This is a genomic window from Pseudomonas sp. RL (genome assembly GCF_000647775.1).
Classification (GTDB): Bacteria; Pseudomonadota; Gammaproteobacteria; order Pseudomonadales; family Pseudomonadaceae; genus Serpens; species Serpens flexibilis.
Window position 1 is genome coordinate 1 of record NZ_JBOY01000112.1, and the last position, 26,227, is coordinate 26,227.

29 protein-coding genes are annotated in these 26,227 nt (G+C 65.6%); 12 read left to right on the forward strand and 17 right to left on the reverse strand.

What is annotated here, in order from left to right:
• Positions 1-42: 42 nt before the first annotated feature.
• From cysN to AS93_RS0115405, 3 genes are all read right to left on the reverse strand, one after another.
• The gene (gene cysN, locus AS93_RS0115395; RefSeq protein ID WP_027591439.1) at positions 43-1,938 is read right to left on the reverse strand and encodes a sulfate adenylyltransferase subunit CysN; all 1,896 of its coding nucleotides are present in this window, start codon (positions 1,936-1,938) and stop codon (positions 43-45) included.
• A 12-nt stretch (positions 1,939-1,950) separates the two neighbouring features.
• Positions 1,951-2,868, reverse strand: a complete 918-nt coding sequence (gene cysD / locus AS93_RS0115400; protein ID WP_027591440.1) for a sulfate adenylyltransferase subunit CysD — start codon at positions 2,866-2,868, stop codon at positions 1,951-1,953.
• Between the two features lie 118 nt (positions 2,869-2,986).
• On the reverse strand, positions 2,987-3,745 hold the full coding sequence (locus AS93_RS0115405; RefSeq protein WP_027591441.1) for a Nif3-like dinuclear metal center hexameric protein: 759 nt from the start codon (positions 3,743-3,745) through the stop codon (positions 2,987-2,989).
• A gap of 230 nt (positions 3,746-3,975) precedes the next feature.
• On the opposite strand from AS93_RS0115405, the gene algW reads away from it, so the two are divergent.
• Positions 3,976-5,121 carry a Do family serine endopeptidase AlgW gene (algW, locus tag AS93_RS0115410; RefSeq protein ID WP_027591442.1) on the forward strand — a complete coding sequence of 382 codons (1,146 nt, stop codon included), beginning with the start codon at positions 3,976-3,978 and terminating at the stop codon, positions 5,119-5,121.
• 139 nt (positions 5,122-5,260) lie between these two features.
• Here the strand turns inward: algW and hisC are convergent, their stop codons facing one another.
• The 12 genes from hisC to AS93_RS0115470 form a co-directional block, all read right to left on the reverse strand.
• A complete protein-coding gene (gene hisC / locus AS93_RS0115415) occupies positions 5,261-6,319 on the reverse strand; it encodes a histidinol-phosphate transaminase (RefSeq protein WP_027591443.1) in 1,059 nt (352 codons plus the stop codon).
• Between the two features lie 112 nt (positions 6,320-6,431).
• Positions 6,432-7,739 carry a histidinol dehydrogenase gene (gene hisD, locus AS93_RS0115420; RefSeq protein ID WP_027591444.1) on the reverse strand — a complete coding sequence of 436 codons (1,308 nt, stop codon included), beginning with the start codon at positions 7,737-7,739 and terminating at the stop codon, positions 6,432-6,434.
• A gap of 95 nt (positions 7,740-7,834) precedes the next feature.
• Positions 7,835-8,467, reverse strand: coding sequence for an ATP phosphoribosyltransferase (gene hisG / locus AS93_RS0115425; RefSeq protein ID WP_027591445.1), 633 nt, complete (start codon positions 8,465-8,467; stop codon positions 7,835-7,837).
• A gap of 52 nt (positions 8,468-8,519) precedes the next feature.
• Positions 8,520-9,785, reverse strand: a complete 1,266-nt coding sequence (gene murA / locus AS93_RS0115430) for a UDP-N-acetylglucosamine 1-carboxyvinyltransferase (protein WP_027591446.1) — start codon at positions 9,783-9,785, stop codon at positions 8,520-8,522.
• Positions 9,786-9,806: 21 nt separating this feature from the next.
• Positions 9,807-10,046 carry a BolA family protein gene (locus AS93_RS0115435; RefSeq protein WP_027591447.1) on the reverse strand — a complete coding sequence of 80 codons (240 nt, stop codon included), beginning with the start codon at positions 10,044-10,046 and terminating at the stop codon, positions 9,807-9,809.
• 86 nt (positions 10,047-10,132) lie between these two features.
• Positions 10,133-10,444 carry an STAS domain-containing protein gene (locus AS93_RS0115440; RefSeq protein WP_027591448.1) on the reverse strand — a complete coding sequence of 104 codons (312 nt, stop codon included), beginning with the start codon at positions 10,442-10,444 and terminating at the stop codon, positions 10,133-10,135.
• Entirely contained in the window at positions 10,441-11,085 is a 645-nt protein-coding gene (locus AS93_RS0115445) for an ABC transporter substrate-binding protein (RefSeq protein WP_027591449.1), read from the reverse strand. The genes AS93_RS0115440 and AS93_RS0115445 overlap by 4 nt, the downstream gene beginning before the upstream one ends.
• Before the next feature lie 8 nt (positions 11,086-11,093).
• On the reverse strand, positions 11,094-11,561 hold the full coding sequence (gene mlaD, locus AS93_RS0115450; RefSeq protein WP_027591450.1) for an outer membrane lipid asymmetry maintenance protein MlaD: 468 nt from the start codon (positions 11,559-11,561) through the stop codon (positions 11,094-11,096).
• Positions 11,561-12,358 (reverse strand): lipid asymmetry maintenance ABC transporter permease subunit MlaE, encoded by a 798-nt coding sequence (gene mlaE, locus AS93_RS0115455; RefSeq protein WP_027591451.1) that lies wholly within the window; start codon positions 12,356-12,358, stop codon positions 11,561-11,563. The genes mlaD and mlaE overlap by 1 nt, the downstream gene beginning before the upstream one ends.
• On the reverse strand, positions 12,358-13,164 hold the full coding sequence (locus AS93_RS0115460; protein WP_027591452.1) for an ATP-binding cassette domain-containing protein: 807 nt from the start codon (positions 13,162-13,164) through the stop codon (positions 12,358-12,360). The genes mlaE and AS93_RS0115460 overlap by 1 nt, the downstream gene beginning before the upstream one ends.
• Before the next feature lie 173 nt (positions 13,165-13,337).
• Positions 13,338-14,639: an SLC13 family permease gene (locus AS93_RS0115465; RefSeq protein ID WP_027591453.1), complete on the reverse strand. Its 1,302-nt coding sequence runs from the start codon at positions 14,637-14,639 to the stop codon at positions 13,338-13,340.
• 21 nt (positions 14,640-14,660) lie between these two features.
• Entirely contained in the window at positions 14,661-15,491 is an 831-nt protein-coding gene (locus tag AS93_RS0115470) for an amidohydrolase family protein (RefSeq protein WP_027591454.1), read from the reverse strand.
• Between the two features lie 167 nt (positions 15,492-15,658).
• On the opposite strand from AS93_RS0115470, the gene AS93_RS0115475 reads away from it, so the two are divergent.
• Positions 15,659-16,381 carry a GntR family transcriptional regulator gene (locus AS93_RS0115475; protein ID WP_027591455.1) on the forward strand — a complete coding sequence of 241 codons (723 nt, stop codon included), beginning with the start codon at positions 15,659-15,661 and terminating at the stop codon, positions 16,379-16,381.
• 13 nt (positions 16,382-16,394) lie between these two features.
• Here AS93_RS0115475 and AS93_RS0115480 read toward each other — a convergent pair whose 3' ends face one another.
• Positions 16,395-18,317: a methyl-accepting chemotaxis protein gene (locus tag AS93_RS0115480; RefSeq protein WP_027591456.1), complete on the reverse strand. Its 1,923-nt coding sequence runs from the start codon at positions 18,315-18,317 to the stop codon at positions 16,395-16,397.
• A gap of 185 nt (positions 18,318-18,502) precedes the next feature.
• Between AS93_RS0115480 and AS93_RS0115485 the strand changes: the two genes are divergently transcribed.
• The 10 genes from AS93_RS0115485 (at position 18,503) to AS93_RS0115530 (ending at position 25,512) form a co-directional block, all read left to right on the forward strand.
• Entirely contained in the window at positions 18,503-19,477 is a 975-nt protein-coding gene (locus AS93_RS0115485) for a KpsF/GutQ family sugar-phosphate isomerase (RefSeq protein WP_027591457.1), read from the forward strand.
• Positions 19,477-19,998 carry an HAD family hydrolase gene (locus AS93_RS0115490; protein WP_027591458.1) on the forward strand — a complete coding sequence of 174 codons (522 nt, stop codon included), beginning with the start codon at positions 19,477-19,479 and terminating at the stop codon, positions 19,996-19,998. The genes AS93_RS0115485 and AS93_RS0115490 overlap by 1 nt, the downstream gene beginning before the upstream one ends.
• A 16-nt stretch (positions 19,999-20,014) precedes the next feature.
• Positions 20,015-20,584 carry an LPS export ABC transporter periplasmic protein LptC gene (gene lptC, locus AS93_RS0115495; RefSeq protein ID WP_027591459.1) on the forward strand — a complete coding sequence of 190 codons (570 nt, stop codon included), beginning with the start codon at positions 20,015-20,017 and terminating at the stop codon, positions 20,582-20,584.
• Positions 20,571-21,101 (forward strand): lipopolysaccharide transport periplasmic protein LptA, encoded by a 531-nt coding sequence (gene lptA, locus AS93_RS0115500; protein ID WP_027591460.1) that lies wholly within the window; start codon positions 20,571-20,573, stop codon positions 21,099-21,101. Before lptC ends, lptA begins: the two co-directional genes overlap by 14 nt.
• Positions 21,101-21,826, forward strand: a complete 726-nt coding sequence (lptB, locus tag AS93_RS0115505; RefSeq protein WP_027591461.1) for an LPS export ABC transporter ATP-binding protein — start codon at positions 21,101-21,103, stop codon at positions 21,824-21,826. The genes lptA and lptB overlap by 1 nt, the downstream gene beginning before the upstream one ends.
• Positions 21,827-21,947: 121 nt before the next feature.
• Positions 21,948-23,441 carry an RNA polymerase factor sigma-54 gene (locus AS93_RS0115510; RefSeq protein WP_027591462.1) on the forward strand — a complete coding sequence of 498 codons (1,494 nt, stop codon included), beginning with the start codon at positions 21,948-21,950 and terminating at the stop codon, positions 23,439-23,441.
• A gap of 131 nt (positions 23,442-23,572) precedes the next feature.
• On the forward strand, positions 23,573-23,881 hold the full coding sequence (raiA, locus tag AS93_RS0115515) for a ribosome-associated translation inhibitor RaiA (RefSeq protein WP_027591463.1): 309 nt from the start codon (positions 23,573-23,575) through the stop codon (positions 23,879-23,881).
• 10 nt (positions 23,882-23,891) lie between these two features.
• Positions 23,892-24,356 (forward strand): PTS IIA-like nitrogen regulatory protein PtsN, encoded by a 465-nt coding sequence (ptsN, locus tag AS93_RS0115520; RefSeq protein ID WP_027591464.1) that lies wholly within the window; start codon positions 23,892-23,894, stop codon positions 24,354-24,356.
• Position 24,357: 1 nt separating this feature from the next.
• Positions 24,358-25,215: an RNase adapter RapZ gene (gene rapZ / locus AS93_RS0115525; RefSeq protein WP_027591465.1), complete on the forward strand. Its 858-nt coding sequence runs from the start codon at positions 24,358-24,360 to the stop codon at positions 25,213-25,215.
• 24 nt (positions 25,216-25,239) lie between these two features.
• On the forward strand, positions 25,240-25,512 hold the full coding sequence (locus tag AS93_RS0115530) for an HPr family phosphocarrier protein (protein WP_027591466.1): 273 nt from the start codon (positions 25,240-25,242) through the stop codon (positions 25,510-25,512).
• Positions 25,513-25,546: 34 nt separating this feature from the next.
• Here AS93_RS0115530 and AS93_RS0115535 read toward each other — a convergent pair.
• The coding region (locus AS93_RS0115535; RefSeq protein ID WP_027591467.1) for a metallopeptidase TldD-related protein at positions 25,547-26,227 on the reverse strand (681 nt) is incomplete at its 5' end.

Here is a 26,227-nt window from a genome sequence, read left to right on the forward strand (position 1 = left end):
AGGCCCGCCAGATGGCGGGCCTGTTCGTTCATGCAGCCTGGACTAGATCAGCGCCCGGGCACGCAACAGCGCCAGCACTTCGCGCACGCACTCCTCGACGGAGTGCGACTGGGTATTGACCACCAGGTCGGCGTCCAGCGGCACATCGTAGGGGAAGGACTCGCCGGGAATGTTGTCCTCGCCGGCGGCGTACAGACCCTGCGGATCCCGCTCGCGGCAGACCATCGGCGACGCCTGCACGTACACGGTGATCAGGCGCTCGGCGCCGATGATCGCCCGCGCCTGCTCACGCCCTTCCGCGCTCGGCGCCACAAAAGCCGCCAGGGTCAGCAGGCCGGCTTCGTTGAACTGACGTGCCACCAGGGCGGCACGACGCCAGTTCTCGGCACGGCCGGCGCGATCCTGCGGCAGACCCTTGTTGATGTCATGACGCAGGTTCTGGCCGTCCAGCACGAACACCGCGCGCCCCATGTTGAACAGTGTGCGTTCCAGGGCATAGGCCAAGGTGCTCTTGCCAGCGCCGGACAGGCCGCTGAACAGCACGGTGGCCGGCTGCTGGCCGAAGCGTACGGCCCGCTCCTCACGGCTGACATGCCCGCCTACGGCCTGATGTCCATGGCCGGCTGCCGGTGCGATGATCATGCCGGCGCCCACGGTGACGTTGCTCAGCCGATCGATGACGATGAACGCGCCGGTGGTGCGGTTATCCGCATAGCCATCCAGGGCGATCGGCGCGTCCAGGCTGACATTGACCCGCGCGATGCCGTTCAACGGCAGGCTGCTGGCCGCGCATTCCTCGAGGCTGTTGACGTCCACCTGATGGATGATCGACGGGATCGTCCCCGGCACATAGCTGGTAGCGCGCTTGAAGTCGTACTTGCGCCCCGGCTGCATGGGCTCCTCGCCCAGCCAGACCAGCATGGCTTCGAAGCTGTCGCTGACCTGCGGACGGTTGTCGGCGTGCACTAGCATGTCGCCGCGCGACACATCGATCTCGTCCTCCAGGGTCAGGGTGATGGCCTGGCCGGGGCCGGCCTGTTCCAGCTCGCCCTCGAAGGTGACGATCGACTTGATGCGGCTCGCCTTGCCCGAGGGCAGCGCCACCACCGCGTCACCCTTGCGAACCACGCCCGACGCGAGCGTACCGGCAAAGCCCCGGAAGTTCAGGTTCGGGCGATTCACGTACTGCACCGGGAAACGCATGTCGTCGAGGTTGCGATCGGCAGCGATCTCCACCGTCTCGAGGATTTCCATCAGCGGCTGGCCCGTGTACCAGGGCGCACGCTCGGAGCGGTTGACCACGTTGTCGCCCTTGAGGGCGGACATGGGCACGAAGTGCAGCGAGCTGGCCTGGCGATCCAGGCCGATGCGCTCGGCGAAGTCCAGATAGTCGGCGCGGATGCGCTCGAACACGCCCTGGTCGAAATCCATCAGGTCCATCTTGTTGATGGCCACCACGATGTGGCGGATGCCCAGCAGCGAGGCGATGTAGCTGTGCCGGCGGGTCTGGGTCTGCACGCCGTAGCGGGCGTCCACCAGGATGATGGCCAGGTCGCAGGTCGAGGCGCCGGTGGCCATGTTGCGTGTGTACTGCTCGTGGCCGGGGGTGTCGGCAATGATGAACTTGCGCTTGGCGGTGCTGAAGTAGCGATAGGCCACGTCGATGGTGATGCCCTGCTCGCGCTCGGCCTGCAGGCCATCCACCAGCAGCGCCAGGTCGACGTCATCGCCGGTGGTGCCGACTTTCTTCGAGTCGCGGGTAATGGCTTCCAGATGGTCCTCGTAGATCATCTTGGAGTCGTGCAGCAGACGGCCGATCAGCGTGCTCTTGCCGTCGTCCACGTTGCCGCAGGTAAGGAAGCGCAGCAGTTCCTTGCGTTCGTGCTGGGCCAGGTAGGCGAGGATGTCCTCGCTGATCAGTTCGGATTGATGCGACATGATGCGTGGTCCTCAGAAGTAGCCCTGGCGTTTCTTTTCTTCCATCGAGCCCGCCTGATCGTGGTCGATCACTCGGCCCTGGCGCTCGGAGGTACGCGTCAACAGCATTTCCTGGATGATTTCCGGCAGCGTGGTGGCGGTCGATTCCACCGCGCCGGTCAGCGGGTAGCAGCCCAGGGTGCGGAAACGCACCATCCTCTTCTGGATGCTCGCCTTCTGCTCGGCGGTCAGGTACTGGAGGATGCGCTCGTCGTCGATCATGATCAGCGCGCCATTCATCTCGATCACTTCGCGCTCCGCCGCGTAATACAGCGGCACGATCGGAATGCCTTCCAGGTAGATGTATTGCCAGATGTCCAGCTCGGTCCAGTTGGACAGCGGGAAGACGCGGATCGACTCGCCCTTCTTCACCTTGCCGTTGTAGATGTTCCACAGCTCGGGGCGCTGGTTCTTCGGGTCCCAGCGGTGCTTGCTGTCGCGGAAGGAATACACGCGCTCCTTGGCGCGGGACTTCTCTTCGTCGCGGCGCGCGCCACCGAAGGCGGCATCGAAGCCGTACTTGTCGAGCGCCTGCTTCAGGCCCTCGGTCTTCATCACGTCGGTGTGCTTGGCACTGCCGTGGGTGAAGGGGTTGATGCCCTGGGCGATGCCGTCCGGGTTGGTGTGGGTGATCAGCTCCAGGCCCATTTCCTCGACCATGCGGTCGCGGAAGCGGTACATCTCCTGGAACTTCCACTGGGTATCCACATGCATGACCGGGAACGGCAGCTTGCCGGGATAGAAGGCCTTGCGGGCCAGGTGGAGCATGACAGCCGAGTCCTTGCCGATGGAATACAGCATCACGGGGTTATCGAACTCGGCGGCCACTTCACGAATGATGTGGATGCTTTCCGCTTCCAGCTGCTTCAGGTGCGTCAGTTTCTCGACCATGACTACTCACACGTGCGGGGTTTCGGCCTACGGGCCGTGGGCGAGCGCGCACCATAGCACCCGGGGTTTCTTCTAAGAATCCCGACATCTAGAACAAAGTTTCATATTCATATAGCGATCAAATCGGGTTGTCGCAGTCGATGAAGCGGTGCTCGATGCCGAAGCGCTGCGCCAGATAGTCGCCCAGCGCCTGCACCCCGTAGCGCTCGGTGGCATGGTGACCGGCCGCGATGAAACCGATGCCGTTCTCCCGAGCGCTGTGGAAGGTCGGCTCGGACGCCTCGCCGGTCAGGTACAGGTCGACCCCGGCGGCGATCGCCTGGTCGATGTAACCCTGGCCACCCCCGGTGCACCAGCCCACCCGCTGGATGGGGCGCGCGCAATCCACCAGCAGCGGCTCCCGGTCGAGGGCCACGGCCACCTGCCGGGCGAAATCCGCGGCGCTCATCGGCTCGGGCAGATGGCCCACCAAGGCAACGGAGCGCGGATTGTCGGGCTCCAGCGGACCGTCCACCTGCAGGCCGAGGCGCCGCGCCAGCTGCACGTTGTTGCCAACCTCATGGTGCACGTCCAGCGGCAGGTGATAGGCCAGCAGGCTGATGTCGTGGGTCAGCAGGGTCTTCAGCCGTCGCTGCTTCATGCCGACGACACAGGGGCTCTCGTTCTTCCAGAAATAGCCGTGGTGTACCAACACCAGATCGGCACCCTCCACCACCGCGGCATCCAGCAGGACCTGGCTGGCGGTCACCCCGCTGACGATCCGACGCACCCGGGAGCGGCCTTCGACCTGCAGGCCGTTGGGGCAGTAATCGGCGATCTTCGCCGCAGCAAGATAACGATCGGCTTCGAAAACCAGAGTAGACAGGTCGATACCCATAGGCAGTTCCTTTTAACAGCCGGACGGCTGCTTCTTTGCGATGCGCGTCCGTATAATGTCGCGACTTCATCGAGGGGTCGCTCGTGTCGAGAAAGCGAATCTTACCGTTGCTGCGGGCCTTGAACACTCACCCGCTACTGCGGGCCCGTGCCGAGGGCAAAACCTTCCGCAGCCGCATGAGCCGCGCCATGCCGCGCTGGCTCGGCGAACGCACCCTCGATCCTCAACAGCTGCGCAGGACACTGCGCTATTTTGGCTGGCCGCTGCTGACCGGCCTGCTGCTGGCGCTGCTGCTGATCGAGCGGCATCCCGAATGGGTTGGCCTGTCCGGTGCCCCGACCCCGGCGGTGTTTCCCCTGCCCGCCCTGGAAGGTCCGGTCTCCTACTCCCGCGCCGTGGATCGCGCCGCGCCGGCGGTGGCCAACCTGTACACCACCAAGGTGGTCAGCAAGCCGGACCATCCGCTCTACCAGGACCCGCTGTTTCGCCACTTCTTCGGCGAGAGCCTGCCGCGGCAGCGCCGCCTGGAGTCGAGCCTCGGCTCGGCGGTGATCATGACCCATGACGGCTACCTGCTGACCAACAACCACGTGACCAGCGGCGCCGACCAGATCGTGGTGGCACTCAAGGACGGCCGCGAGACCCTGGCCCGGGTGATCGGCAGCGACCCGGAGACCGACCTGGCGGTGCTCAAGATCGACCTGCCCAACCTGCCGTCGATCCCGCTCGGGCGCTCCGACGGCATCCGCATCGGCGACGTGACCCTGGCCATCGGCAACCCGTTCGGCGTCGGTCAGACGGTGACCATGGGCATCATCAGTGCCACCGGCCGCAACCAGCTGGGCCTGAACACCTACGAGGACTTCATCCAGACCGACGCGGCCATCAACCCGGGCAATTCCGGCGGTGCGCTGGTGGATGCCCACGGCAACCTGATCGGCATCAACACGGCAATCTTCTCCAAGTCCGGCGGCTCGCAGGGCATCGGCTTCGCCATCCCGGTCAAGCTGGCCCTGGAGGTGATGCAGTCGATCACCGAGCACGGCCAGGTGATTCGCGGCTGGCTGGGCATCGAAGTGCAGGCGCTGACGCCCGAATTGGCGGAATCCTTCGGCCTGGGCGCGCGCAGCGGCGTAATCGTCGCCGGCGTGTATCGGGACGGGCCGGCACAGCGCGCCGGTTTGCAGCCGGGCGACCTGATCCTGCGCATGGACGACCAGGCGATCGTCGACGGTCGCGGCGCCATGAACCAGGTGGCCCGCGCCCGGCCGGGACAGCAGATCAGCATCGAGATCCTGCGTAACGGCAAGCCGCTGACGCTCGACGCGGAAGTCGGCCTGCGCCCGCCGGTCCCTTCCAGCACCGAACGCCCCTGACGCCCGCGCCCACGAACCGCAGCGGGCGGTGAGTGCGACTTCAGTCGCGAGCGTTTGAGCGGGATTGCACTAAAAGCATCGCGACAGAAGGCGCACCCACAAAAAGCGGCCGCCTCGCGGCTTCAGCCGAATCTCTACCTCAACCGCACATTCCGCGCAGCGCCTCGACCAGCGCCTGGTTCTGCTCCGGCGTGCCCACGGTGATGCGCAGGAACTGGGCGATGCGTGGCTGCTTGAAGTGGCGCACGATCACGCCCTGCTCGCGCAGGCCGGCGGCCAGGGTGGCGGCGTCCTGTCCCGGGTGGCGGGCGAAGATGAAGTTGGCGGCCGACGGCAGCACCTCGAAGCCCAGCCCGGTCAGTTCGCCGACCAGTCGCTCGCGGCTGTCGATCACCTTGCGGCAGCAGTCCTCGAAATAGTCGCGGTCCTCGAACGCCGCCGCCGCACCGGCAATCGCCAGGCGATCCAGCGGGTAGGAGTTGAAGCTGTTCTTGATGCGCTCCAGCGCCTCGATCAGCTCGGGATGACCGACCGCCAGGCCGACACGCAGGCCGGCCAGAGAGCGCGACTTGGACAGCGTCTGGGTGACCAGCAGGTTCGGGTAGCGGTCGACCAGCGCGATGGCGCTCTCGCCGCCGAAATCCACATAAGCCTCGTCGATCACCACCGCGCTGTCCGGGCTGGCCTGCAGCAGTCGCTCGATCTCGGCCAGGCCCAGCAGGCGGCCGGTCGGCGCGTTCGGGTTGGGGAAGATGATGCCGCCATTGGGCCGCGCGTAGTCGTCGACGCGGATCTGGAATGCCTCGTCCAGCGCCACGGTTTCGAAATCGATGCCGTACAGGCCGCAATACACCGGGTAGAAGCTGTAAGTGACGTCCGGGAACAGCACTGGGCGATCATGCTGGAACAGCCCGTGGAAGATGTGCGCCAGCACTTCGTCGGAACCGTTGCCGACAAACACCTGCTCGGGGCGCACCCGGTAATGGGTGGCCACGGCCTGCTTGAGGCGCTCGCCGTTGGGGTCCGGGTACAGGCGCAGGCTATCGTTCAGCTCCGCCTGCATGGCGGCGATGGCCTTCGGCGACGGCCCGTAGGGGTTCTCGTTGGTGTTGAGCTTGACCAGCCGGGCCAGTTTGGGCTGCTCACCCGGCACGTACGGCACCAGGTCCTTGACGAAAGGGCTCCAGAATCGGTTCATCGCCCTTCTCTCCTCGAATGGATGCGGTTTGGCGTAGGGTGGAAAGCGCCGCAGCGTTTTCCACCGGCTGACATCGGGCGGAAAAGGCCGGCGGCCTTTTCCGCCCGGCGGCTTACTTGATGCGGTACTCGGCGCTGCGTGCGTGGGCGGTCAGCGACTCGCCGCGCGCCAGCACCGAGGCCACCTTGCCCAGCGCCGAGGCGCCCTCGGCCGAGCAGTGGATGATCGACGAGCGCTTCTGGAAGTCGTAGACGCCCAGCGGCGAGGAGAAGCGCGCGGTGCCGGAAGTGGGCAGCACGTGGTTGGGGCCGGCGCAGTAGTCGCCCAGCGCCTCGGCGGTGTAGCGGCCCATGAAGATCGCGCCGGCGTGGCGGATCTGCGGCAGATACTGCTCGGGATTTTCCACCGACAGCTCCAGATGCTCGGGGGCGATGCGGTTGGCCACCTCGATGGCCTGGGCCATGTCGGCTACCTGGATCAGCGCGCCGCGACCCTGCAGCGAGGTGCGGGCGATGGCTTCGCGCTCCAGGGTCGGCAGCAGCTTGGCGATGCTGGCGGCCACGCGGTCGAGGAAGGCGGCGTCCGGGCTGACCAGGATGGCCTGGGCGTCCTCGTCGTGCTCGGCCTGGGAGAACAGGTCCATGGCGATCCAGTCCGGATCGGTCTGGCCGTCGCAGACCACGAGGATTTCCGACGGGCCGGCGATCATGTCGATGCCGACCTTGCCGAACACGTGGCGCTTGGCGGTGGCCACGTAGATGTTGCCGGGGCCGACGATCTTGTCCACCGGCGGCACGCTCTCGGTGCCATAGGCCAGCGCGGCCACGGCCTGGGCGCCGCCGATGCAGAACACCCGGTCGACGCCGGCGATGGCGGCGGCGGCCAGCACGATCTCGTTGAGCTCGCCGCGCGGCGTCGGCACCACCATGACCACCTCGGGCACACCGGCGACCTTGGCGGGAATGGCATTCATCAGCACCGACGACGGATAGGCGGCCTTGCCGCCCGGCACGTACAGGCCGGCGCGGTCCAGCGGGGTGACCTTCTGGCCCAGCACGGTGCCGTCGGCCTCGGTGTAGCTCCAGGAATCCTGGCGCTGCTTCTCGTGGTAGCTGCGCACCCGCGCCGCAGCGGTTTCCAGCGCCTGGCGCTGCTCGGGCGTGATGCGCTGCAGCGCCAGCTCCAGGCGCTCGCGCGGCAGGATCAGATCGGCCATCGAGGTCGCTTCGACCTGGTCGAAACGCTGGCTGTATTCCACCAGCGCGGCATCGCCGCGACTGCGCACGTTGGCGATGATCTCCAGCACGCGCTGGTTGACCGCATCGTCGGACACGCTTTCCCAGCTCAGCAGATGATCCAGGTGTCGGGCGAACTCCGGATCAGCGGCATTGAGTCGACGCAGGGAAAGATCAGCAGTCATGGCAGGCCTCGTAATGGCAGTGGCTCGGGCGTCGCTAGACTATCAAGCCCGCCGCGTGGACGCCCGAGAAAAAGGCTATGACGCGGATAGGCCGATCAAACGTGGTGTCGCTCGACCGCCTCGCGCAGGGTTTCGATCAGCGCCTGGATGCGGGCGTGCTTCATCTTCATGGACGCCTTGTTGACGATCAGCCGCGAGCTGATGGTGGCGATCAGCTCCTGGGGCTCCAGGCCGTTGGCGCGCAGGGTATTGCCGGTGTCGACCACGTCGATGATCTTGTCGGCCAGGCCGACCAGCGGCGCCAGCTCCATGGAGCCGTACAGCTTGATGATGTCCACCTGGCGGCCCTGTTCGGCGTAGTAGCGCTTGGCGACATTGACGAACTTGGTGGCCACCTTCAGCCGGCCCCTGGGTTCGGGCGCGCCGACCTTGCCGGCGGTCATCAGCTTGCAATTGGCAATCTTCAGGTCCAGCGGCTCGTAAAGACCCTGGCCACCGAACTCCATCAGCACGTCCTTGCCCGCCACGCCGAGATCGGCGGCGCCCTGCTCCACATAGGTGGGCACGTCGGTGGCACGCACGATCAGCAGGCGCACATCCTCCAGGCTGGTGGGGATGATCAGCTTGCGGCTCTTGTCCGGATTCTCGGTGGGAACGATGCCGGCTTCGGCCAGCAGCGGCAGGGTGTCATCGAGAATGCGGCCCTTGGACAGCGCAATGGTGAGCATGGTGAATCCTTGAGAAACGGACGACGGGAGCGCCAGGCTCCCGTCAAAGGCCTTAGTTGGGCACGCGACGAATCTTGGCGCCCAGCAGCTGGAGCTTTTCCTCGATGCACTCGTAGCCACGGTCGATGTGGTAGATGCGGTCGATCAGCGTCTCGCCCTCGGCCACCAGCGCGGCGATCACCAGGCTGGCGGAGGCGCGCAGGTCGGTGGCCATCACGGGGGCGGCCTTCAACTGCGGCACGCCGGTGACGATGGCGGTGTTGCCCTCGACCAGGATCTGCGCACCCATGCGGTTCATTTCGTAGACGTGCATGAAGCGGTTCTCGAACACCGTTTCCACCACGGTGCCGACGCCTTCGGCCACGGCGTTCATGGCGATGAACTGCGCCTGCATGTCGGTGGGGAACGCCGGATAGGGCGCGGTACGCACGTTAACCGCGCGCGGACGATTGCCCTTCATGTCCAGTTCGATCCAGTCACTGCCGGTGGAAATGTGCGCGCCAGCTTCCTCAAGCTTGGCCAGCACGGCCTCCAGGATGGTCGGATCGGTGTCCTTGAGCTTCACGCGGCCCCGGGTCGCGGCGGCCGCCACCAGGTAGGTGCCGGTCTCGATGCGGTCGGGCATCACGCTGTAGCGACCGCCACCCAGGCGCTTCACGCCCTCGATGGTGATGGTGTCGGTACCGGCGCCGCTGACCTGCGCGCCCATGGCGTTGAGGAAGTTGGCCAGGTCAACCACTTCCGGCTCGCGCGCGGCGTTTTCCAGCACGGTGCGACCGTTGGCCAGCGCCGCGGCCATCATGATGTTCTCGGTGCCGGTCACGCTGACCACGTCGAAGAAGAAGCGTCCGCCACGCAAGCCACCAGCCGGCGCCTTGGCCTTGATGTAGCCGCCCTCCACCTCGATCTCGGCGCCCAGGGCTTCCAGGCCGCGGATGTGCAGGTCCACCGGGCGCGAGCCGATGGCGCAGCCGCCAGGCAGCGCCACCTCGGCCTGACCGAAGCGGGCAACCATCGGGCCGAGCACCAGGATCGACGCGCGCATGGTCTTGACCAGTTCGTAGGGCGCCACCAGGGTCTGGATGCTGCTGGCATCCACCTCGACGCTGAGCTTCTCGTCGATGATCGGCTGCACGCCCATGCGACCGAACAGCTCGATCATGGTGGTGATGTCATGCAGGTGCGGCAGGTTGCACACGGTGACCGGCGTATCAGCCAGCAGGGTGGCAGCCAGGATCGGCAGGGCGGAGTTCTTCGCCCCGGAAATGCGGATTTCGCCGTCGAGGCGATTGCCACCGGTGATGATCAGTTTGTCCATAGGTCTCTCGGCGTCGACGCCTCAGGAGCGCTCGGCCCACTGGGCGCGGCTGTAGAATTTCATAGTGACGGCATGGATGCTGCCGTCGGCGATCCAGGGATTGAGGTGCGCGTAGATCTGCTGCTGGCGCTTGACCGGGCTGAGCGCGGCCAGCGCGTCGTCGATCAGGTTCAGCTGGAAGCTGCAGCCCGCGCCTTCCACTTCGACCTGCACGCCCGGCAGTTGCTCTTCAAGAAAGTTCTTAACGTCCAGTGCCTGCATCTCAACCTCGCTCGGCGCGTTCGGATAGTACGGAGCCCTGGGCTCGCGAGCCGGGCATCATACAAAAAAAGCCCGGACGTCGCGACTCACGCACTGGCGTCCGCGGGCAGGATTTCCAGCAGCTGGCAGACCTCGGCGATCTGCCGCATGTCGGCGGGCAGCGCCTGTACCCGCAGTGTCTTCCCGGCCGCCTCGGCGTCACGCAGGAAAGCCAGCAGCAGCGCCAGACCGACGCTGCTGGATTTCTCCACCGCCGACAGATCCAGGCACAGCGCACCACTCTGGTTGTTGCGGATCAGCGCGCGACCCTGCTCGCGCAGGCCGGGGCCGGTGCGAAAATCCAGCACACCGGCAAGTTGTAGCCGTCCGTCGGACTCGGCATGGATACTTGCGCTCATCGGCCGCTCGCCTGCTGGGCCTCGGCGCTATCCTTGGCCTGCTCGACCACCTGCACCCAGCCGTCGATGGTCTTGTCCAGGTCGTTGCCATTGCGCTGCATAGCCTCGGCGAACTGGTCGCGGAACAGCTTTCCGACGTTGATGCCGTTGATGATCACGTTGCGCAGCAGCCAGGTATCACCCTGCTTGACCATGGTGTAGGAGAGCGGATAGACCACGCCGTTCTGGCCGATCACCTCCATGCCGACGCTGGCGCGATCCGGCTCGGTCTGGCGACCAGGCAGGATGCGAATACCCTGGTTGTCGTACTCAAGCAGCGCGTTGCCGTAGAACTGCATCAGGCTGCGCTTGAAGTTGTCCTCGAAACGCAGCATCTGCGCCTCGCTGGCCTGGCGCGAGTACTTGACGGTCATGATGCTGCGCGAAATCCCGCGCACATCCACCACCGGACCGAGGATCTCGTTCAGGGCCTGGTAGAACGCCTCGCGGTCGGTGCGATAGCGCTCCTTGTTGGCCTTCAGGTCGCCGAGCATGCGCTCGACGCTCTGTTCCACCACCTGCTGGGCGGTGGGCGCGGCACTGGCCAGCAGCGGCAAGCCGAGCAGCAGGGTCAGGAGGGTGTGCCGAACGGCATTGATCAGAACAGTCATCATTGGCCCTCTTTGTTCACGGTATTGAGCAGGAACTTGCCAATCAGGTCCTCGAGTACCAGTGCCGACTGGGTGTCGCGGATCTCGCCACCCTCGCGCAGCACCTCTTCCTCGCCACCGACGCTGATACCGATGTACTTCTCGCCCAGCAGGCCGGCGGTGAGGATCGAGGCGGTGGAGTCGGTCGGCAGGTTGTCCACCGCACGGTCGACCTCGAGGGTGACCCGACCGGTGTAGCGTTCCTTGTCCAGGTCGACGGCGACCACCTTGCCGATGGTCACACCGGCCATGGTTACCTTGGCGCGCGGCGTCAGCCCGGCGACGTTGTCGAAATAGGCGTAGAGCCGGTAGGTATCACCGGAGCCGACCGCCGACAGGCCGCTGACGCGCAGGGCGAGCAGCAGCAGGGCAAGCAGGCCGGCGAGCAGGAACAGGCCCACGCCGATTTCCAGAGTGCGGCTTTGCATCAGAAGTCTCCAAACATCAGGGCAGTCAGAATGAAGTCGAGGCCGAGCACGGCCAGCGAGGCGTAGACGACGGTACGGGTGGTGGCGCGGCTGATGCCTTCGGAGGTCGGCTCGCAGTCATAGCCCTGGAACACGGCGATCCAGGTAACCACGAAGGCGAACACCACGCTCTTGATGACGCCATTCACGACGTCTTCCATGAAGCGCACGCTGTTCTGCATGTTGCCCCAGTAGGAACCCTCGTAGACGCCCAGCCAGTCCACCGCGACCATGGCGCCGCCCCAGATGCCGACCACGCTGAAGATGGCGGCCAGCAGGGGCATGGAAATGAAACCGGCCCACAGGCGCGGCAGGACCACGTACTTGAGCGGATCGACGCCGATCATCTCGAAGCTGGACAACTGCTCGGTGGACTTCATGTTGCCGATCTCGGCGGTCAGCGCCGAGCCGGCGCGGCCAGCGAACAGCAGTGCGGTGACCACCGGGCCCAGCTCGCGCAGCAGGGTCAGCGCGACCATCTGGCCGACGGCCTGCTCGGAGCCGAAATCACTGAGGATGTTGAAGCCCTGCAGCGCCAGCACCATGCCGATGAAGATGCCGGACACCACGATGATCGGCAGCGACAGCACGCCGACGAAATACAGCTGCTTGATCAGCAACTGCAGGCCGTTGCCCAGTCCGCTGCGGCCCGCCAGCACATGGAACAGGAATAGGGTCGAGCGACCCAGGGCCTGGCAGACATCCAGGCCGGCCTTGCCGAGCAGGCGGATACGTTCAAGGGGAGACTTCGTGCGCATCAGCGGCTTCCCAGCAGGTCGGCGCGGTAATCCACCGCCGGATAATGGAAGGGCACCGGACCGTCCGGGGTGCCCTGCATGAACTGGCGTACCCGTGGATCATCGGAATTCATCAGCTCGTCGGGCGTGCCCTGGCCCAGCACCTTGCCATCGCCGACCACATACAGGTAATCGGCGATGCTGGCGGTTTCCGCCAGGTCATGGGAGACGACGATGCTGGTGATGCCCAGCGCGTCGTTGAGCAGGCGGATCAGGCGCACCAGCACGCCCATGGCGATCGGATCCTGGCCGACGAAGGGCTCGTCATACAGAAGGATCTGCGGATCGAGGGCGATGGCTCGCGCCAGCGCCACGCGGCGCTTCATGCCGCCGGACAGCTCGTCGGGCATCAACTCGATGGCGCCGCGCAGGCCGACGGCCTGCAGCTTCATCAGCACGATGTCGCGAATCATCTCTTCGGGCAACTCGGTGTGCACGCGCAGCGGGAAGGCGACGTTCTCGAACACGTTCAGATCGGTGAACAGCGCACCGCTCTGGAACAGCACGCCGAACTGCTTGCGCATGTCGAACAGCGCGCCGCGACCGAGGGTCGGCAGATTGACGCCGTTGACCCAGACCTCGCCCTTCTCGGGGCGCAGCTGGGCGGCGATCAGCCGCAGCAAGGTGGTCTTGCCGCAACCGGAGGGCCCCATGATTCCGGTGACTTTCCCGCGCGGAAACACCAGGTCCACGTTGTCGAAGATGGCCCGCTCGCCGCGCCGGAAGGTCAACCCCTTCAGCTCGACCGCATGCTCGTGGTCAGTCACATCAACCTCCTGTAGCGCCTCTCGGCAGCCACCTGGGTGGCGGCGAAAACGGCGCGCACTATACCACCTTCATCAAACATTCATCACTGAACGTATGATCCGAAAGCGGCGACAGCACAGGAGCGAAGGATGCCGCCCGCCCGACAACAGTCAGGCGGGCGGAAGGCGCCTCATCAGAAGGCGAAGGTCAACACCACGTTGAACAGCATGGCGGCGACAAAACCGATCGGCGCCGCGCGCAACAGCAGCTGCGGGAACAGCTCCGCACGCCCCTGCTCGGTGCGACAGGAGCCCAGGATCAGGCTGCCACCGGAAGAGAACGGCGAGATGGCGGTGGCCTGGGAACCCACCACGATGCTGACAAACAGCACCATCGGGTCCAGCCCCATCTGCGCGGCGATCGGCAGCACCATGGGGAACAGCGCCGGCGTGACCACCCCCAGCGTGCTGGCGAACAGCGACATGAACGCCGCCACCACACCGAACACCACCGGCACCAGCAGCGGCGGGATGGTGGCCCCGATCCAGGAGGCCAGCGCATCAATGGTGCCGGCCTTGATCGCCACGGCGATCAGCATGCCAACCCCGCAGATCATCACCAGCGTCCCCCAGGGCACTGCGGCCATGGCCTTGCGCTCGTCACCGACCTTGAGCAGCAACGCCAGCACCGAGAACAGGCTGGCAATCAGGCCGATATCCATCTTGGCGTTGATCAGCTTAAAGGTCGGACTGTCCGGGAAAGCCATGTGCAGCACCGGCGCGGCCAACACGATGGCCATCATGGCCAGGGTCAGCCACAGGGTGGTCTTCTGCTCACGGTTCAGCGGGCTCGGCACGCTGGCTGCGAAGCTGGCGTCCTTGAGCGCTCGGCCGCTGCGCGAGAAGAACACGAAGGCGGAAATCACCACCAGGGGCACGACCATGGTGCTGACGAAGATCGCGAAGCTGTGGATGAAGGCCTCGCTTTCCGGCACGCCAGCGGTAGTCATCAGGCCGCGGAAGATGATGCCGCTCTGGCTGGATACAAAGTTGGCCCCACCCAGCGCGCCATAGTTAACCGCCAGCGCGCCAAGGATCATGCTCATGCCGGTGCGCTCGCACAGCAGCAGCGTGATCGGCGCCATGAACGCCAGCACCGTATAGAAACCGGCGCCCATGCCGGCGATCAGGCTGGAGGCGACGAACACCGCATAGGGCAGCAGGTGCGGCAAGCGGCGACAGCCATAGATGAGGTGTTCGGCAAGCTTTTCCAGCGTGCCGTTGACAATGGCGAAGCTGTAGAACAGGCACACCGAAAAGATCACGAAGAAGATCTTCAGTGGCCACATGCCGATCACCTCGGCGGGCTTGAGGCCCATGCCGAAGCAGCCGATCAGGTAAGCGAAGGCGATGGCGAACAGGCCGATATTGATCTTGGTGCGGTACCCGAGCACCACCGCGATGACGATCGCGGCAACCACTAACATGCTGATCATGAAATTCTCTCTGTGCGGCGGCTATCGGGCCAGGAAGCCGAAAAGCTCGGCGGGATTTTCCACCAGCACGCGGGCACGCTCGGCGGGATCGGGCAACAGCCGCTCAAGGAAAGCGAACTGCGCCGCATGGTCGGTATGCTCCTCGAACTGGGTATGCGGCCAGTCGCTACCCCACAGGAAACGCCCCACTCCGCCGCAGGCCTGGCGCAACTGCGCCAGCACGACAGCCGCTTGTGCAAGATCGCTCTCGCTGCGGTAGGCCGCCGACAGCTTGACCCACACCGGCGCCTGTCCCAGCAGAGCCAGGGCTGCCCGGTGGGCGGCATTGTTCATGTCGATTCCACCGCGCGGCAGGCCAAAATGGTCCACCACCACGTTCACACCGGCATCGATCATCGGCCGGATGACGTACGCCAGATCATCGAACCCCCGCTGCACTTCGACATGCCAGCTTCGCTGTGCCAGGCGCTTGAAGAATTCCTGCCAGCGCGGCACCTGGTAATCCTCCAGCGGCTGGCCGATCAGGTTCAGGCGAACCCCCACCACACCGGCCGCGCCCAGCTCATCCAGTTCGGCGTCGTCGATATCCGGCGAGACCACGGCCACTCCGCGCAGCCGTTCGGGGTAGCGACGCAGCGCCTCGAGCATGAAGCGGTTGTCGGTGCCCAGGAAGCTGGGCTGGATCAGCACCCCATGGGAAAGCCCGCAGCGATCCAGCTGGGCGAGAAACTGCTCAACGCTGGCATCGTAGTCGGGACTGTAGCGACGGCCGCTCGCCAGTGGCAGGTCGCGGCGGAAGATGTGCGCATGGGTATCGATTCCGGAAATCCCGGAACAAGCGGATGAAGGCATCACGGCTTACCTTTGATGATCATTGTTCAAGCCGAAGCCCCACTGCGGGGGTGCTTAATTCATCTATATGATTAGATGATCGGTTGACCATATCTCTAGCGGTAAAACCTTGTCAACCGCACGCCGGGTGGTAGAGTTGCGCGATTTTCCTGCCGGGGAGGACGGCCATGGCCCACGCGAGCCTGGGGCATGACGAGCGGCTGCCGCTCTATCAGCGCCTGAAAGACGAAATGCTGGACAAGATCGCCGACGGCACCTGGCTGCCCGACCAGGCCATTCCCACCGAGGCGGAGCTGACGCGCCACTACGGAGTGGCGGTCGGCACGGTGCGCAAGGCGGTGGACATGCTGGTGGCGGAAGGCCTGTTGCAACGCATTCAGGGTCGCGGCACCTTCCTGCGCCGACCGAATTTCGACGGCTCGCTGCTGCGCTTCTTCCGAGGCGGCGAACAGGTACCGGAAGGGCGCATCCTCTCGCGCAGCCTGGAAACCCCGCCGGCCTCGGTGGCACAGGCCCTCGGGCTGGCCAGCGGCGAGCAAACCCTCCGCTTGCTGCGGCTGCGCCTGATTGATGGCCTGCCGCTGTTCCATGAGGTGATCTGGCTACCGGCGACCCGCTTTGCCGCCCTGCTTGATATCCAGCCGGAAGCCTTCGGCAATCTGCTGTACCCCTTCTACGAGCAAACCTGCGGCCAGCGTGTGGCTTCGGCCAAGGAAACCCTCACCGTCGAGCCGGCCGGCGCGGATATCGCCGCCACCCTGGGCCTGGAAGCCGGCAATCCGGTGGTGGTGATTGAACGCCTGGCCCTGGGCTACGATCGCCAGCCCATCGAGTACCGCGTCTCCCGCGCCGCCGCCGACACCTTCCGCTACCAGATCGAGATTTCCTGACGGGGCCGGCGGCTCACAACCGAAAGCGACTGACCAGCCCCTGCAGCTGATTACCGAGTCGCGCCAGCTCGACGCTCGACACGGCCGTCTGGCCGCTGGCCGTTGCGCTCTGCTCGGTGACGTCGCGCACACTGACGATGCGCCGACTGACCTCCTCGGCCACCGCGCTCTGCTGTTCGGCCGCCGCGGCGATCTGCTGGTTCATCGTCTCGATGCTCGACACCGCCCGGGTGATGCCCTGAAGCGCGTCACCGGCTTCGCCGCTCAAACCCACGCTGCTGAACGCCAGCGCCTGGCTGTTCTCCAACTGACCGGCAACCCTGTGGGCGCTGGCCTGCAGGGCGACGATCAGTTGTTCGATCTCCGCCGTGGACTCGGCGGTGCGCTGCGCCAGCGTGCGGACCTCGTCGGCTACCACCGCGAAGCCGCGCCCCGCCTCTCCGGCCCGGGCCGCCTCGATGGCCGCGTTCAGCGCCAGCAGGTTGGTCTGCTCGGCCACCGCGCGGATCACATCCAGCACCCGACCGATCTTGTCGCTCTCCTGCTCCAGGTCGGCCATCGCGCCGCTGGAGCGGTGCACCTCGGCGGCCAACCGCTCGATCTGCTGCAGCACCTCAACCACCACCTGGCTACCCTGGCGCGCCTCGGCATCGGCGCGGGTAGCGGCCTGGGAAGCCTGCCCGGCGTTGCGCGCCACGTCCTGCGCGGTGGCGGACATTTCCTGCATGGCGGTAGCCACCTGGTCCGTTTCGTCCTTTTGCCGGCCGATACCGGCCCGGGCCTGCTCGGTGACCGCCGACAGCTCCTCCGCCGCGCTGGCCACCTGACCGGCGCCATCGCGGATGCCGCCGATCAGCTCACGCAGGGTCCGGCCCATGCGCTGCACGCCCTGCTGCAACACGCCGATCTCGTCGCGACGCACTGACAGCGACAGCTCGCTGAGATCGCCGGACGCTATGCGCTCGACGACCTTCAGCGTCTCGCCCAGGCGCCCGGTGATCTGTCGCGTGATCAGCCAGGCGGACAGCACGCCCAGCAGCAGCGCCAGCAGCGCGCCGACCATCAGCACCTGGCGTGCCGAGGCGGTTTCCTGGTCGCGACGCTGAAACTGATCGGCACTCAGCGCCTTGCTGAGACGGGCGATTTCGTTGCCGTGCCCGAGCTGCTGCTCCTGGGCAGCCAGGATCTCGGCGTGTGCCACCCGAAACGCCTCCACCGCGCCTTGATAGGCCTCCAGGCGCGCCCGCACGCTGGTCATGGCCTGGCGATGGTCGGCGCCAAACGTCGTCGCCGCCGCCCCGATGGCATCGAACGCCCGGACGAACTGGGCGCGCGCCGCCTGCTCGGTTCTGGTAGTCGGGTTGGCGGTGTAGCCGCGCACCTCGTAGCGCACCAATTGCAGCTGCTCATTGACGTCACGGATGGCCTGATAGCGCGCAAAGCGTGATGCGGCCCCGCTGGGCAACGACAGCACATCGGCCAGCACCTGGTGGATGTCGACGAAGGAGGCCCGGGCCAGCTCGCCCATGCGATTGCGCGCCGACCAGGCCGCGCGATAGGCCTCGCGCATACGCGCCAGGGACTCCTGATAGAGAGCGAGCTGCCCTGCCTGCTCGCGCAGCAGCTCGCCACCCTCACCGGCAGGGAAATGCCGCAGCACTTCCTGATGTCGCCGGCTGTAGTCTTCAAGCGCCTGCTGTACCCGCTCGGCCTGCTGCTCGTCGCCCACGCTGAGCTGATAGCCCAGCCGCTCGGCGCGCAACCGCCCCAGCAGCTCGCCCAGCTCGTTGATCTGGGCTACCCAGCCGCCGCGCTCGATCACCCGGTCCAGGCCGTTCCAGCTGACCACCGCCAGCGTCGCGGTGAATACCAGGACCAGACCGAAGCCCAGGGCCAGCTTCAAGGTCACACTGAGATTCGCCAACCATTCGCTCATCAGACTCATCCACTCGGAGCGCAAGCCTTGCCCGCCAGCGCCATTAATTTGATATCAGAATAATGACACATCTCGACATCTATTCATATAGATGACCAGACATCAAAGCATTCCGCGCGGCCTGATGAGCGCCACCGCCTTTGTCGTTATAATCCCGCCTTTTCCTTCCAGCGGTTCCCTGTGCCATGAACCAGACCAGCACGCCGATCCAATCCGCCCAGCGCACCATTCGCCTGGAGCTCGAAGCCATCGAAGCCCTGTTGCAGCGCATCAATGGCGACTTCACCCGCGCCTGTGAACTGATCCTTCAGTGCAAGGGTCGTGTGGTCGTGGTCGGCATGGGCAAGTCCGGGCACGTCGGTCGCAAGATCGCCGCCACCTTGGCCAGCACCGGCACCGCCGCCTTCTTTGTGCATCCCGGCGAGGCCAGCCATGGCGACATGGGCATGATCACCCGCGACGACGTGGTGCTGGCCCTGTCCAACTCCGGCTCCACCAGCGAGATCGTCACCCTGCTGCCGCTGATCAAGCGCCTGGGGATCACCCTGATCAGCATGACCGGCAATCCCGCCTCGCCGCTGGCCCAGGCCGCCGCGGTGAACCTGGACGCGGGCGTCAGCCAGGAGGCCTGCCCGCTCAACCTGGCGCCCACCTCCTCCACCACCGTGTCGCTGGTGCTGGGCGATGCCTTGGCCATCGCCCTGCTGGAGGCGCGCGGCTTCACTGCCGAGGACTTCGCCTTCTCCCACCCGGGCGGCGCGCTGGGCAGACGCCTGCTGCTGAAGGTCGAGAACGTCATGCACCAGGGCGCCGAGCTGCCGCTGGTCCGACGGGGGACCCCTCTGCGCGAGGCGTTGCTGGAAATGACCCGCAAGGGCCTGGGCATGACCCTGGTGGCCGAAGCCGATGGCCGTCTGGCCGGCGTGTTCACCGACGGCGACCTGCGCCGCGCGCTGGATCGCGGCGTGGACGTGCGCGACGCCGGCATCGACGCGCTGATGACCATCCCCGGCAAGACCATCCGCGCCGACGCGCTGGCCGCCGAGGCCCTGAAACTGATGGAAGACCACAAGATCAGCGCGCTGGTGGTGGTCGACGACAACCATATGCCGGTCGGCGCACTCAACATGCATGACCTGCTGCGCGCCGGAGTGATGTGATGAACAGCCTGTTGCAACGTGCTCGCCAGATCCGCCTGGCCATCTTCGACGTCGATGGCGTGCTGACCGATGGCCGTCTGTACTTCCTTGCCGACGGCAGCGAGTTCAAGACCTTCAACACCCTCGACGGCCAGGGCATCAAGATGCTGATGCGTTCCGGCGTGCGCACGGGGATCATCTCCGGCCGCAAGACGCCGGTGGTGGAGAAGCGCGCCCGCGACCTGGGTATCCAGCACCTCTACCAGGGGCGCGAGGACAAGCTGGTGGTGCTCGATGAACTGCTCGCCGAGCTGGGACTCCATTATGAGCAGGTCGCCTATCTGGGTGACGACCTGCCCGACCTGCCGGTGATTCGCCGCGTCGGCCTGGGCATGGCCGTCGCCAGCGCCGATCCGTTCGTGCGCCAGCACGCCCATGGCGTGACCCAGGCGTGCGGTGGCGCGGGCGCGGCGCGGGAATTCTGCGAACTGATCCTGCGCGCCCAGGGCAACCTCGAAGAAGCCCAGTCCGCCTATCTCTGAAGAGACGATCACCGCCATGCTCGGCAAATTGCGTACGTTTCTGCCGCTGATCATCATCGCCCTGGTGTTCGCCGCCATCGGCTACTGGAACATCTCGCCGGAGCGTTTTCTTGATCAACCGCAGGCCGAGCAGCCACCGCCCTCGGTGGACTTCTTCGTGCAGAACGCCTATTCGCGGCAGTACCAGGCCGATGGCAGCCTGCGTTACGAGCTGACCTCCGAGCGCCTGGAGCACCTCAGGGACAGCGATACGAACCTGTTGTACCAGCCCGACCTGCTGATCCATCGCGCCGGCGAACAGCCCTGGCGCGTGCGCAGCCTGCGCGGCGAGGTCGCCCCCCAGGGCACCCAGGTGGAACTGATCGATGACGTGCGCATCGAGCAGACCATTCCCCCGAACCGCTTCACCCGGCTGACCACCAGCCGCCTGACCGTATTCCCCGAGCGAGAATATGCCGAGACAGCCCAGCCGGTGCGCATCGAGAACCCCGATGGCGTGACCACCGCCACCGGCATGCAAGCCTACGTCAAGGAAGGCAGGGTGCTGTTGCTGTCCAACGTAAGAGGCCAACATGACGTTCGCTAAACCGCTTCTGCTGCTCGGCTGCCTGGCCGCCGCCTGCAGCGCCTGGGCGCTGCCCACCGACCGTGACCAGCCGATCCACGTGCAGGCCGACAGCGCCGAGCTGGACGACCGCCAGGGCAAGGCCATCTACCGTGGCGACGTGGTGATCACCCAGGGCACTCTGAAGATCACCGGCAACACCGTGACCGTCACCCGCAACGCCCGCGGCGAGATCGACACCTTCACCGCCCAGGGGCGCCCCGCCTACTACGAGCAGCAGCCGGAAGTCGGCGAATCGCTGGTGCATGCCTACGGACGCACCATCGAGTACTTCGCCAGCAACGAGCGCATCGTGCTCACCGACCAGGCCAAGGTGGTGCGCGACGGCAATACCTTCGAAGGCGAACGCATCGTCTATGACACCCGCACCCAGGTGGTCAACGCCGGCCGTGCCCAGGACGGCAACGTCACCACGCCCCGGCCACGCATCGACATGGTGATCCAGCCACGCAAGAAGCCCGCGGAGTCCAGCGAATAATGGCCACCCTCATTGCCCGTCACCTGGCCAAGAGCTACAAGAAGCGCCAGGTGGTCCGCGACGTCAGTCTGCGCATCGACAGCGGCCAGATCGTCGGCCTGCTCGGCCCCAACGGGGCCGGCAAGACCACCACCTTCTACATGGTCGTCGGCCTGGTGCGCGCCGATCACGGCCAGGTGCTGATTGACGACCTGGACGTCAGTCACCAGCCCATGCACGGTCGCGCGCGCGCCGGCATCGGCTACCTGCCCCAGGAAGCCTCGATCTTCCGCAAGCTCACCGTCACCAACAACATCATGGCGATCCTGGAAACCCGCAAGGACCTCGACGCCGAAGGCCGTCGGGCAACCCTGGAAGGGCTGCTCGAGGAATTCCACATCACCCATATCCGCGACAGCCTCGGCATGAGCCTGTCCGGTGGCGAACGGCGCCGGGTGGAGATCGCCCGCGCGCTGGCCAGCGCACCCAAGTTCATCCTGCTCGACGAACCCTTCGCCGGCGTCGACCCCATCTCGGTGGGCGACATCAAACAGATCATCCAGCACCTGAAATCCAAAGGCATCGGTGTACTGATCACCGACCACAACGTGCGCGAGACCCTGGACATCTGCGAGACCGCCTACATCGTCAGCGAAGGCCGCCTGATCGCCGAGGGCAACGCCGAGGCCATCCTGGCCAACCAGCTGGTCAAGGAAGTCTACCTGGGGCACGAATTCCGCCTGTAGAGCGACTGGCGGACACACCAACGGGATATACAATTCGTCGCCGGGCATATAAATTGCTTGCGGTCGGCGCCCCGGCGCGCCGCAGGGACAGGCGAACACCCGCCGGAACACAAGGTCTGCCATGAAACCATCGCTCGTTCTCAAGATGGGCCAGCAGCTGACGATGACCCCGCAGCTGCAACAGGCCATTCGCTTACTGCAACTTTCCACCCTGGACCTGCAGCAGGAAATCCAGGAAGCCCTCGAATCCAATCCCATGCTGGAACGGCAGGAGGAAGGCGAGGACTTCGACAACAGCGATCCGCTCGCCGACGGTGACGACGCCGCCGGCAGCCCCCCTCCGGAAAACACCTACCAGGAGACCCAGAGCAGCGTCGAGAACCTCGAGGAGGTCAACGACTGGAGCGAACACATCCCCAGCGAGCTGCCGGTGGACACCGCCTGGGAAGATGTCTACCAGACCAGCGCCAGCAGCCTGCCCAGCAACGACGATGACGAATGGGACTTCACCGCCCGTACCAGCGGTGGCGAGAGCCTGCAGAGCCATCTGCTCTGGCAGCTCAACCTGGCGCCCATGTCGGACACCGACCGATTGATCGCGGCGACCCTGATCGACTGCATCAATGACCAGGGCTACCTGGAAGAATCCCTCGAGGAGATCCTCGAATCCTTCGATCCGGAACTGGACATCGAGCTGGACGAGATCGAAGCCGTGCTGCGCCGCGTGCAGCATTTCGAACCCGTGGGCATCGGCGCCCGCGACCTGCGCGAGTGCCTGCTGCTGCAGCTGTGCCAGCTGCCGGAAGACACCCCCTGGCGCAGCGAGGCGCAGCGCCTGGTCGGCGATTACCTCGACCTGCTCGGCGGCCGCGACTACAGCCAGCTGATGCGCCGCCTCAAGCTCAAGGAAGACGAGCTGCGCCAGGTGGTGGAACTGATCCAGCGCCTCAACCCCCGCCCCGGCTCGCAGATCGAGTCCAGCGAACCCGAATACATCGTGCCCGACGTCATCGTGCGCAAGCACAACGGCCGCTGGCTGGTGGAGCTCAACCAGGAGGCGGTGCCGCGCCTGCGCGTGAACCCCCAGTACGCCGGCTTCGTGCGCCGCGCCGATTCCAGCACCGACAACACCTTCATGCGCAACCAGCTGCAGGAGGCGCGCTGGTTCATCAAGAGCCTGCAGAGTCGCAACGAGACGCTGATGAAGGTGGCCAGCCAGATCGTCGAGCACCAGCGCGGCTTCCTCGAGTACGGCGAGGAAGCCATGAAGCCGCTGGTGCTGCACGACATCGCCGAGGCGGTGGGCATGCATGAATCGACCATCTCGCGGGTGACCACCCAGAAGTACATGCACACCCCGCGCGGCATCTTCGAACTGAAGTATTTCTTTTCCAGCCATGTCAGCACGTCCGAAGGCGGCGAGTGCTCGTCCACCGCCATCCGGGCGATCATCAAGAAACTGGTGGCGGCGGAAAACGCCAAGAAACCGCTGAGCGATAGCAAGATCGCCAGCCTGCTGGAAGAACAGGGCATCCAGGTGGCACGCCGCACAGTGGCCAAGTACCGGGAATCCCTGGGCATCGCGCCGTCGAGCGAGCGTAAGCGCCTGATGTAAAACGTTCAGTGGGCTTGTTTAACGGCGCCGGAATGATTAGGGTCAATGCCCAGAACCCCTTGGCGCGTCAAAGTGATTCGGAGGGTCGACCAGAGGTCGGTCCTCTCCCTACGGCAAGAAGGAGAACAGGTATGCAAGTCAACATCAGTGGTGACCAGCTGGATGTGACTGAGGCCATGCGCGGCTATGTCGAGGAGAAGTTCTCCCGGCTGGAGCGCCACTTCGACCGCATCACCAATGTTCAGGTGATCATGCAGGTGGAAAAACTGCAGCAGAAGATCGAAGCCACCCTGCATATCGCCGGTGGCGAAGTCGTTGCCAACGCGGAGCACACCGACATGTATGCGGCCATCGACCTGCTGGTCGACAAGCTCGACCGCCAACTGATCAAGGCCAAGGAAAAGCGCCTCGACCGGGAGCAGGGCGCCACCGTCCGCTGACTCCGACTCCATGATCCGACTCGAAAGCATCCTGACCCCCGGGCGTTCCCAGGTGAACGCACCGGGCGGCAGCAAGAAACGTGTCCTCGAATTCATCGCCAACCTGATCGCGCGCGAGCAGCCCGGGCTGGATGCCGGCGAGCTGTTCGAAGCGCTGATCGCGCGCGAGCGCCTGGGCTCCACGGGGTTCGGCAACGGCATCGCCATTCCGCACTGCCGCCTGCCGAACTGCAACGCGCCGATCAGCGCCGTCCTGCGCCTGGACGCCCCGGTCGACTTCGACTCCATCGACGGTGTCCCGGTCGATCTGCTATTCGTGCTGGTGGTGCCGCCCGCCGCCACCGACGAGCACCTTGAACTGCTGCGCCAGATTGCCGGCCTGCTGGAACGTGCCGACATCCGTGAACGCCTGCGTGGCGCCGCCAGCAACGAGGCGCTTTACCAGACCGTGGTGGACGAACTGGGCGGGCACTGACATGCGCCTGATCATCGTCAGTGGCCGCTCCGGCTCGGGCAAGAGCACCGCGCTGGATGTCCTCGAGGACAGCGGCTTCTACTGCATCGACAACCTGCCCGCCGGCCTGCTGCCCGAGCTGGCCGAGCGCGCGCTGATCCATACCGAACTGCTGCATCCACTGGTTGCCGTGTCCATCGACGCGCGCAACCTGCCCAGCCATCTGCAGCGCTTCCCCGAACTGCTCGAAGAAGTACGTGGCCGGCACATCCACTGCGATGTGCTGTATCTGGACGCCGACGAGGAGACGCTGCTCAAGCGCTTCTCGGAAACCCGCCGCCGCCATCCGCTGACCAATGACACCCGGTCGCTGGCCGAGGCGATCCAGGACGAGAGCCTGCTGCTCGGGCCGATCAGCGACCTGGCCGACCTGAAGATCGACACCACCCACCTGAACCTCTACCAGCTGCGCGACACCCTCAAGCTGCGCCTGCTCAACAAGCCCGAGCCGGGCACCGCCTTCCTGGTGGAGTCCTTCGGCTTCAAGCGCGGCATGCCAGTGGATGCCGACCTGGTGTTCGATGTGCGCTGCCTGCCCAACCCCTACTGGAAGCCGGAGCTGCGCGATTTCACCGGCCTCGACCAACCGGTTATCGACTACCTGGCCGCCCAGCCGGAGGTCGAGGAGATGTATCAGGACCTCGCGGTCTATCTGCACAAGTGGCTGCCGCGCTTCGCCGCCAGCAACCGATCGTATGTCACCATCGCGGTCGGCTGCACCGGCGGCCAGCACCGCTCGGTGTACTTGGCCGAGCGCCTGGGAGCGGCCCTGAAGGCCCAACTGAAGAATGTCCAGGTCCGTCATCGCGACCTGCGCTAGAAGCCCTAGGAATCCGAAAGCCCCATGCCTGCCTGCGAAGTCCTGATCGTCAACAAGCTTGGCCTGCATGCCCGCGCGGCAGCCAAGTTCGTCGCCACTGCCGGGCGTTTTCCCTGCCGAGTACGCGTCGGCCACACGGCAGATGCCCTGGTGGATGGCAAGAGCATCATGTCGGTGATGATGCTGGCCGCCGGCCAGGGCACTCCGCTGCATTTGCACGCCGAAGGCGAACAGGATCAGCAGGCGCTCGACGCCCTGGTGGAACTGATCAACGACCGCTTCGGCGAAGGCGAATAAGACAGAAGGGCCGGCGCTGGCCGGCCCCGACGACTCAACGTCCTGCCACCGTCATCCTTTCGATCAGCACCGAGCCGGTGCGAATGGTGCCGCGCGTTTCCAGGTCGCTGCCAATGGCCAGGATCTGCCGGAACATATCCCGCAGGTTGCCGGCGATGGTCACTTCCTGCACCGGAAACTGGATTTCGCCGTTCTCCACCCAGTAGCCGCCGGCGCCCCGCGAGTAATCGCCGGTCACCAGGTTCAGGCCCTGCCCCATCAGCTCGGTGACCAGCAGGCCGCGGCCCATGCGCCGCAGCAGCGCCGCCTGGTCCTCATTCCCGTGAGTGACGAACAGGTTGTGCACCCCACCGGCATTCGCCGTGCTCGGCAGGCCCAGCTTGCGGCCCGAATAGGTGCCCAGCACGTAGGAAACCAGCTCGCCGTCCTTGATGAAGGGCTTGGCATAGGTGGCCAGCCCATCCCCATCGAAGGCGGAACTGCCCAGCGCGCGCGGGATATGCGGGCGCTCGTCCAGGGTCAGCCAGTCAGGGAACAGCCGCTGGCCCAAAGCGCCCTCCAGGAACGACGCCTTGCGGTACAGGTTGCCGCCGGCGATCGCCGCCAGGAAATGATTGAACAGCCCGGTGGCCAGCTCCGGCGAGAACAGCACCGACACCTCGCAGGTCGGCACGGCGCGCGCGCCGAGGCGGCTGACCGCGCGTTCGGCGGCGCG

Excerpts from the sequence above, each read along its gene's own strand:
- cysN (WP_027591439.1), bottom strand. The coding sequence starts at position 1,938 with ATGTCGCATCAATCCGAACTGATCAGCGAGGACATCCTCGCCTACCTG.
- cysD (WP_027591440.1), bottom strand. The coding sequence starts at position 2,868 with ATGGTCGAGAAACTGACGCACCTGAAGCAGCTGGAAGCGGAAAGCATC.
- AS93_RS0115405 (WP_027591441.1), bottom strand. The coding sequence starts at position 3,745 with ATGGGTATCGACCTGTCTACTCTGGTTTTCGAAGCCGATCGTTATCTT.
- hisC (WP_027591443.1), bottom strand. The coding sequence starts at position 6,319 with ATGAACCGATTCTGGAGCCCTTTCGTCAAGGACCTGGTGCCGTACGTG.
- hisD (WP_027591444.1), bottom strand. The coding sequence starts at position 7,739 with ATGACTGCTGATCTTTCCCTGCGTCGACTCAATGCCGCTGATCCGGAG.
- hisG (WP_027591445.1), bottom strand. The coding sequence starts at position 8,467 with ATGCTCACCATTGCGCTGTCCAAGGGCCGCATTCTCGATGACACCCTG.
- murA (WP_027591446.1), bottom strand. The coding sequence starts at position 9,785 with ATGGACAAACTGATCATCACCGGTGGCAATCGCCTCGACGGCGAAATC.
- AS93_RS0115435 (WP_027591447.1), bottom strand. The coding sequence starts at position 10,046 with ATGCAGGCACTGGACGTTAAGAACTTTCTTGAAGAGCAACTGCCGGGC.
- AS93_RS0115440 (WP_027591448.1), bottom strand. The coding sequence starts at position 10,444 with ATGAGCGCAAGTATCCATGCCGAGTCCGACGGACGGCTACAACTTGCC.
- mlaD (WP_027591450.1), bottom strand. The coding sequence starts at position 11,561 with ATGCAAAGCCGCACTCTGGAAATCGGCGTGGGCCTGTTCCTGCTCGCC.
- mlaE (WP_027591451.1), bottom strand. The coding sequence starts at position 12,358 with ATGCGCACGAAGTCTCCCCTTGAACGTATCCGCCTGCTCGGCAAGGCC.
- AS93_RS0115465 (WP_027591453.1), bottom strand. The coding sequence starts at position 14,639 with ATGATCAGCATGTTAGTGGTTGCCGCGATCGTCATCGCGGTGGTGCTC.
- AS93_RS0115470 (WP_027591454.1), bottom strand. The coding sequence starts at position 15,491 with ATGCCTTCATCCGCTTGTTCCGGGATTTCCGGAATCGATACCCATGCG.
- AS93_RS0115475 (WP_027591455.1), top strand. The coding sequence starts at position 15,659 with ATGGCCCACGCGAGCCTGGGGCATGACGAGCGGCTGCCGCTCTATCAG.
- AS93_RS0115480 (WP_027591456.1), bottom strand. The coding sequence starts at position 18,317 with ATGAGCGAATGGTTGGCGAATCTCAGTGTGACCTTGAAGCTGGCCCTG.
- AS93_RS0115485 (WP_027591457.1), top strand. The coding sequence starts at position 18,503 with ATGAACCAGACCAGCACGCCGATCCAATCCGCCCAGCGCACCATTCGC.
- AS93_RS0115490 (WP_027591458.1), top strand. The coding sequence starts at position 19,477 with ATGAACAGCCTGTTGCAACGTGCTCGCCAGATCCGCCTGGCCATCTTC.
- lptC (WP_027591459.1), top strand. The coding sequence starts at position 20,015 with ATGCTCGGCAAATTGCGTACGTTTCTGCCGCTGATCATCATCGCCCTG.
- lptA (WP_027591460.1), top strand. The coding sequence starts at position 20,571 with ATGACGTTCGCTAAACCGCTTCTGCTGCTCGGCTGCCTGGCCGCCGCC.
- lptB (WP_027591461.1), top strand. The coding sequence starts at position 21,101 with ATGGCCACCCTCATTGCCCGTCACCTGGCCAAGAGCTACAAGAAGCGC.
- AS93_RS0115510 (WP_027591462.1), top strand. The coding sequence starts at position 21,948 with ATGAAACCATCGCTCGTTCTCAAGATGGGCCAGCAGCTGACGATGACC.
- raiA (WP_027591463.1), top strand. The coding sequence starts at position 23,573 with ATGCAAGTCAACATCAGTGGTGACCAGCTGGATGTGACTGAGGCCATG.
- ptsN (WP_027591464.1), top strand. The coding sequence starts at position 23,892 with ATGATCCGACTCGAAAGCATCCTGACCCCCGGGCGTTCCCAGGTGAAC.
- rapZ (WP_027591465.1), top strand. The coding sequence starts at position 24,358 with ATGCGCCTGATCATCGTCAGTGGCCGCTCCGGCTCGGGCAAGAGCACC.
- AS93_RS0115530 (WP_027591466.1), top strand. The coding sequence starts at position 25,240 with ATGCCTGCCTGCGAAGTCCTGATCGTCAACAAGCTTGGCCTGCATGCC.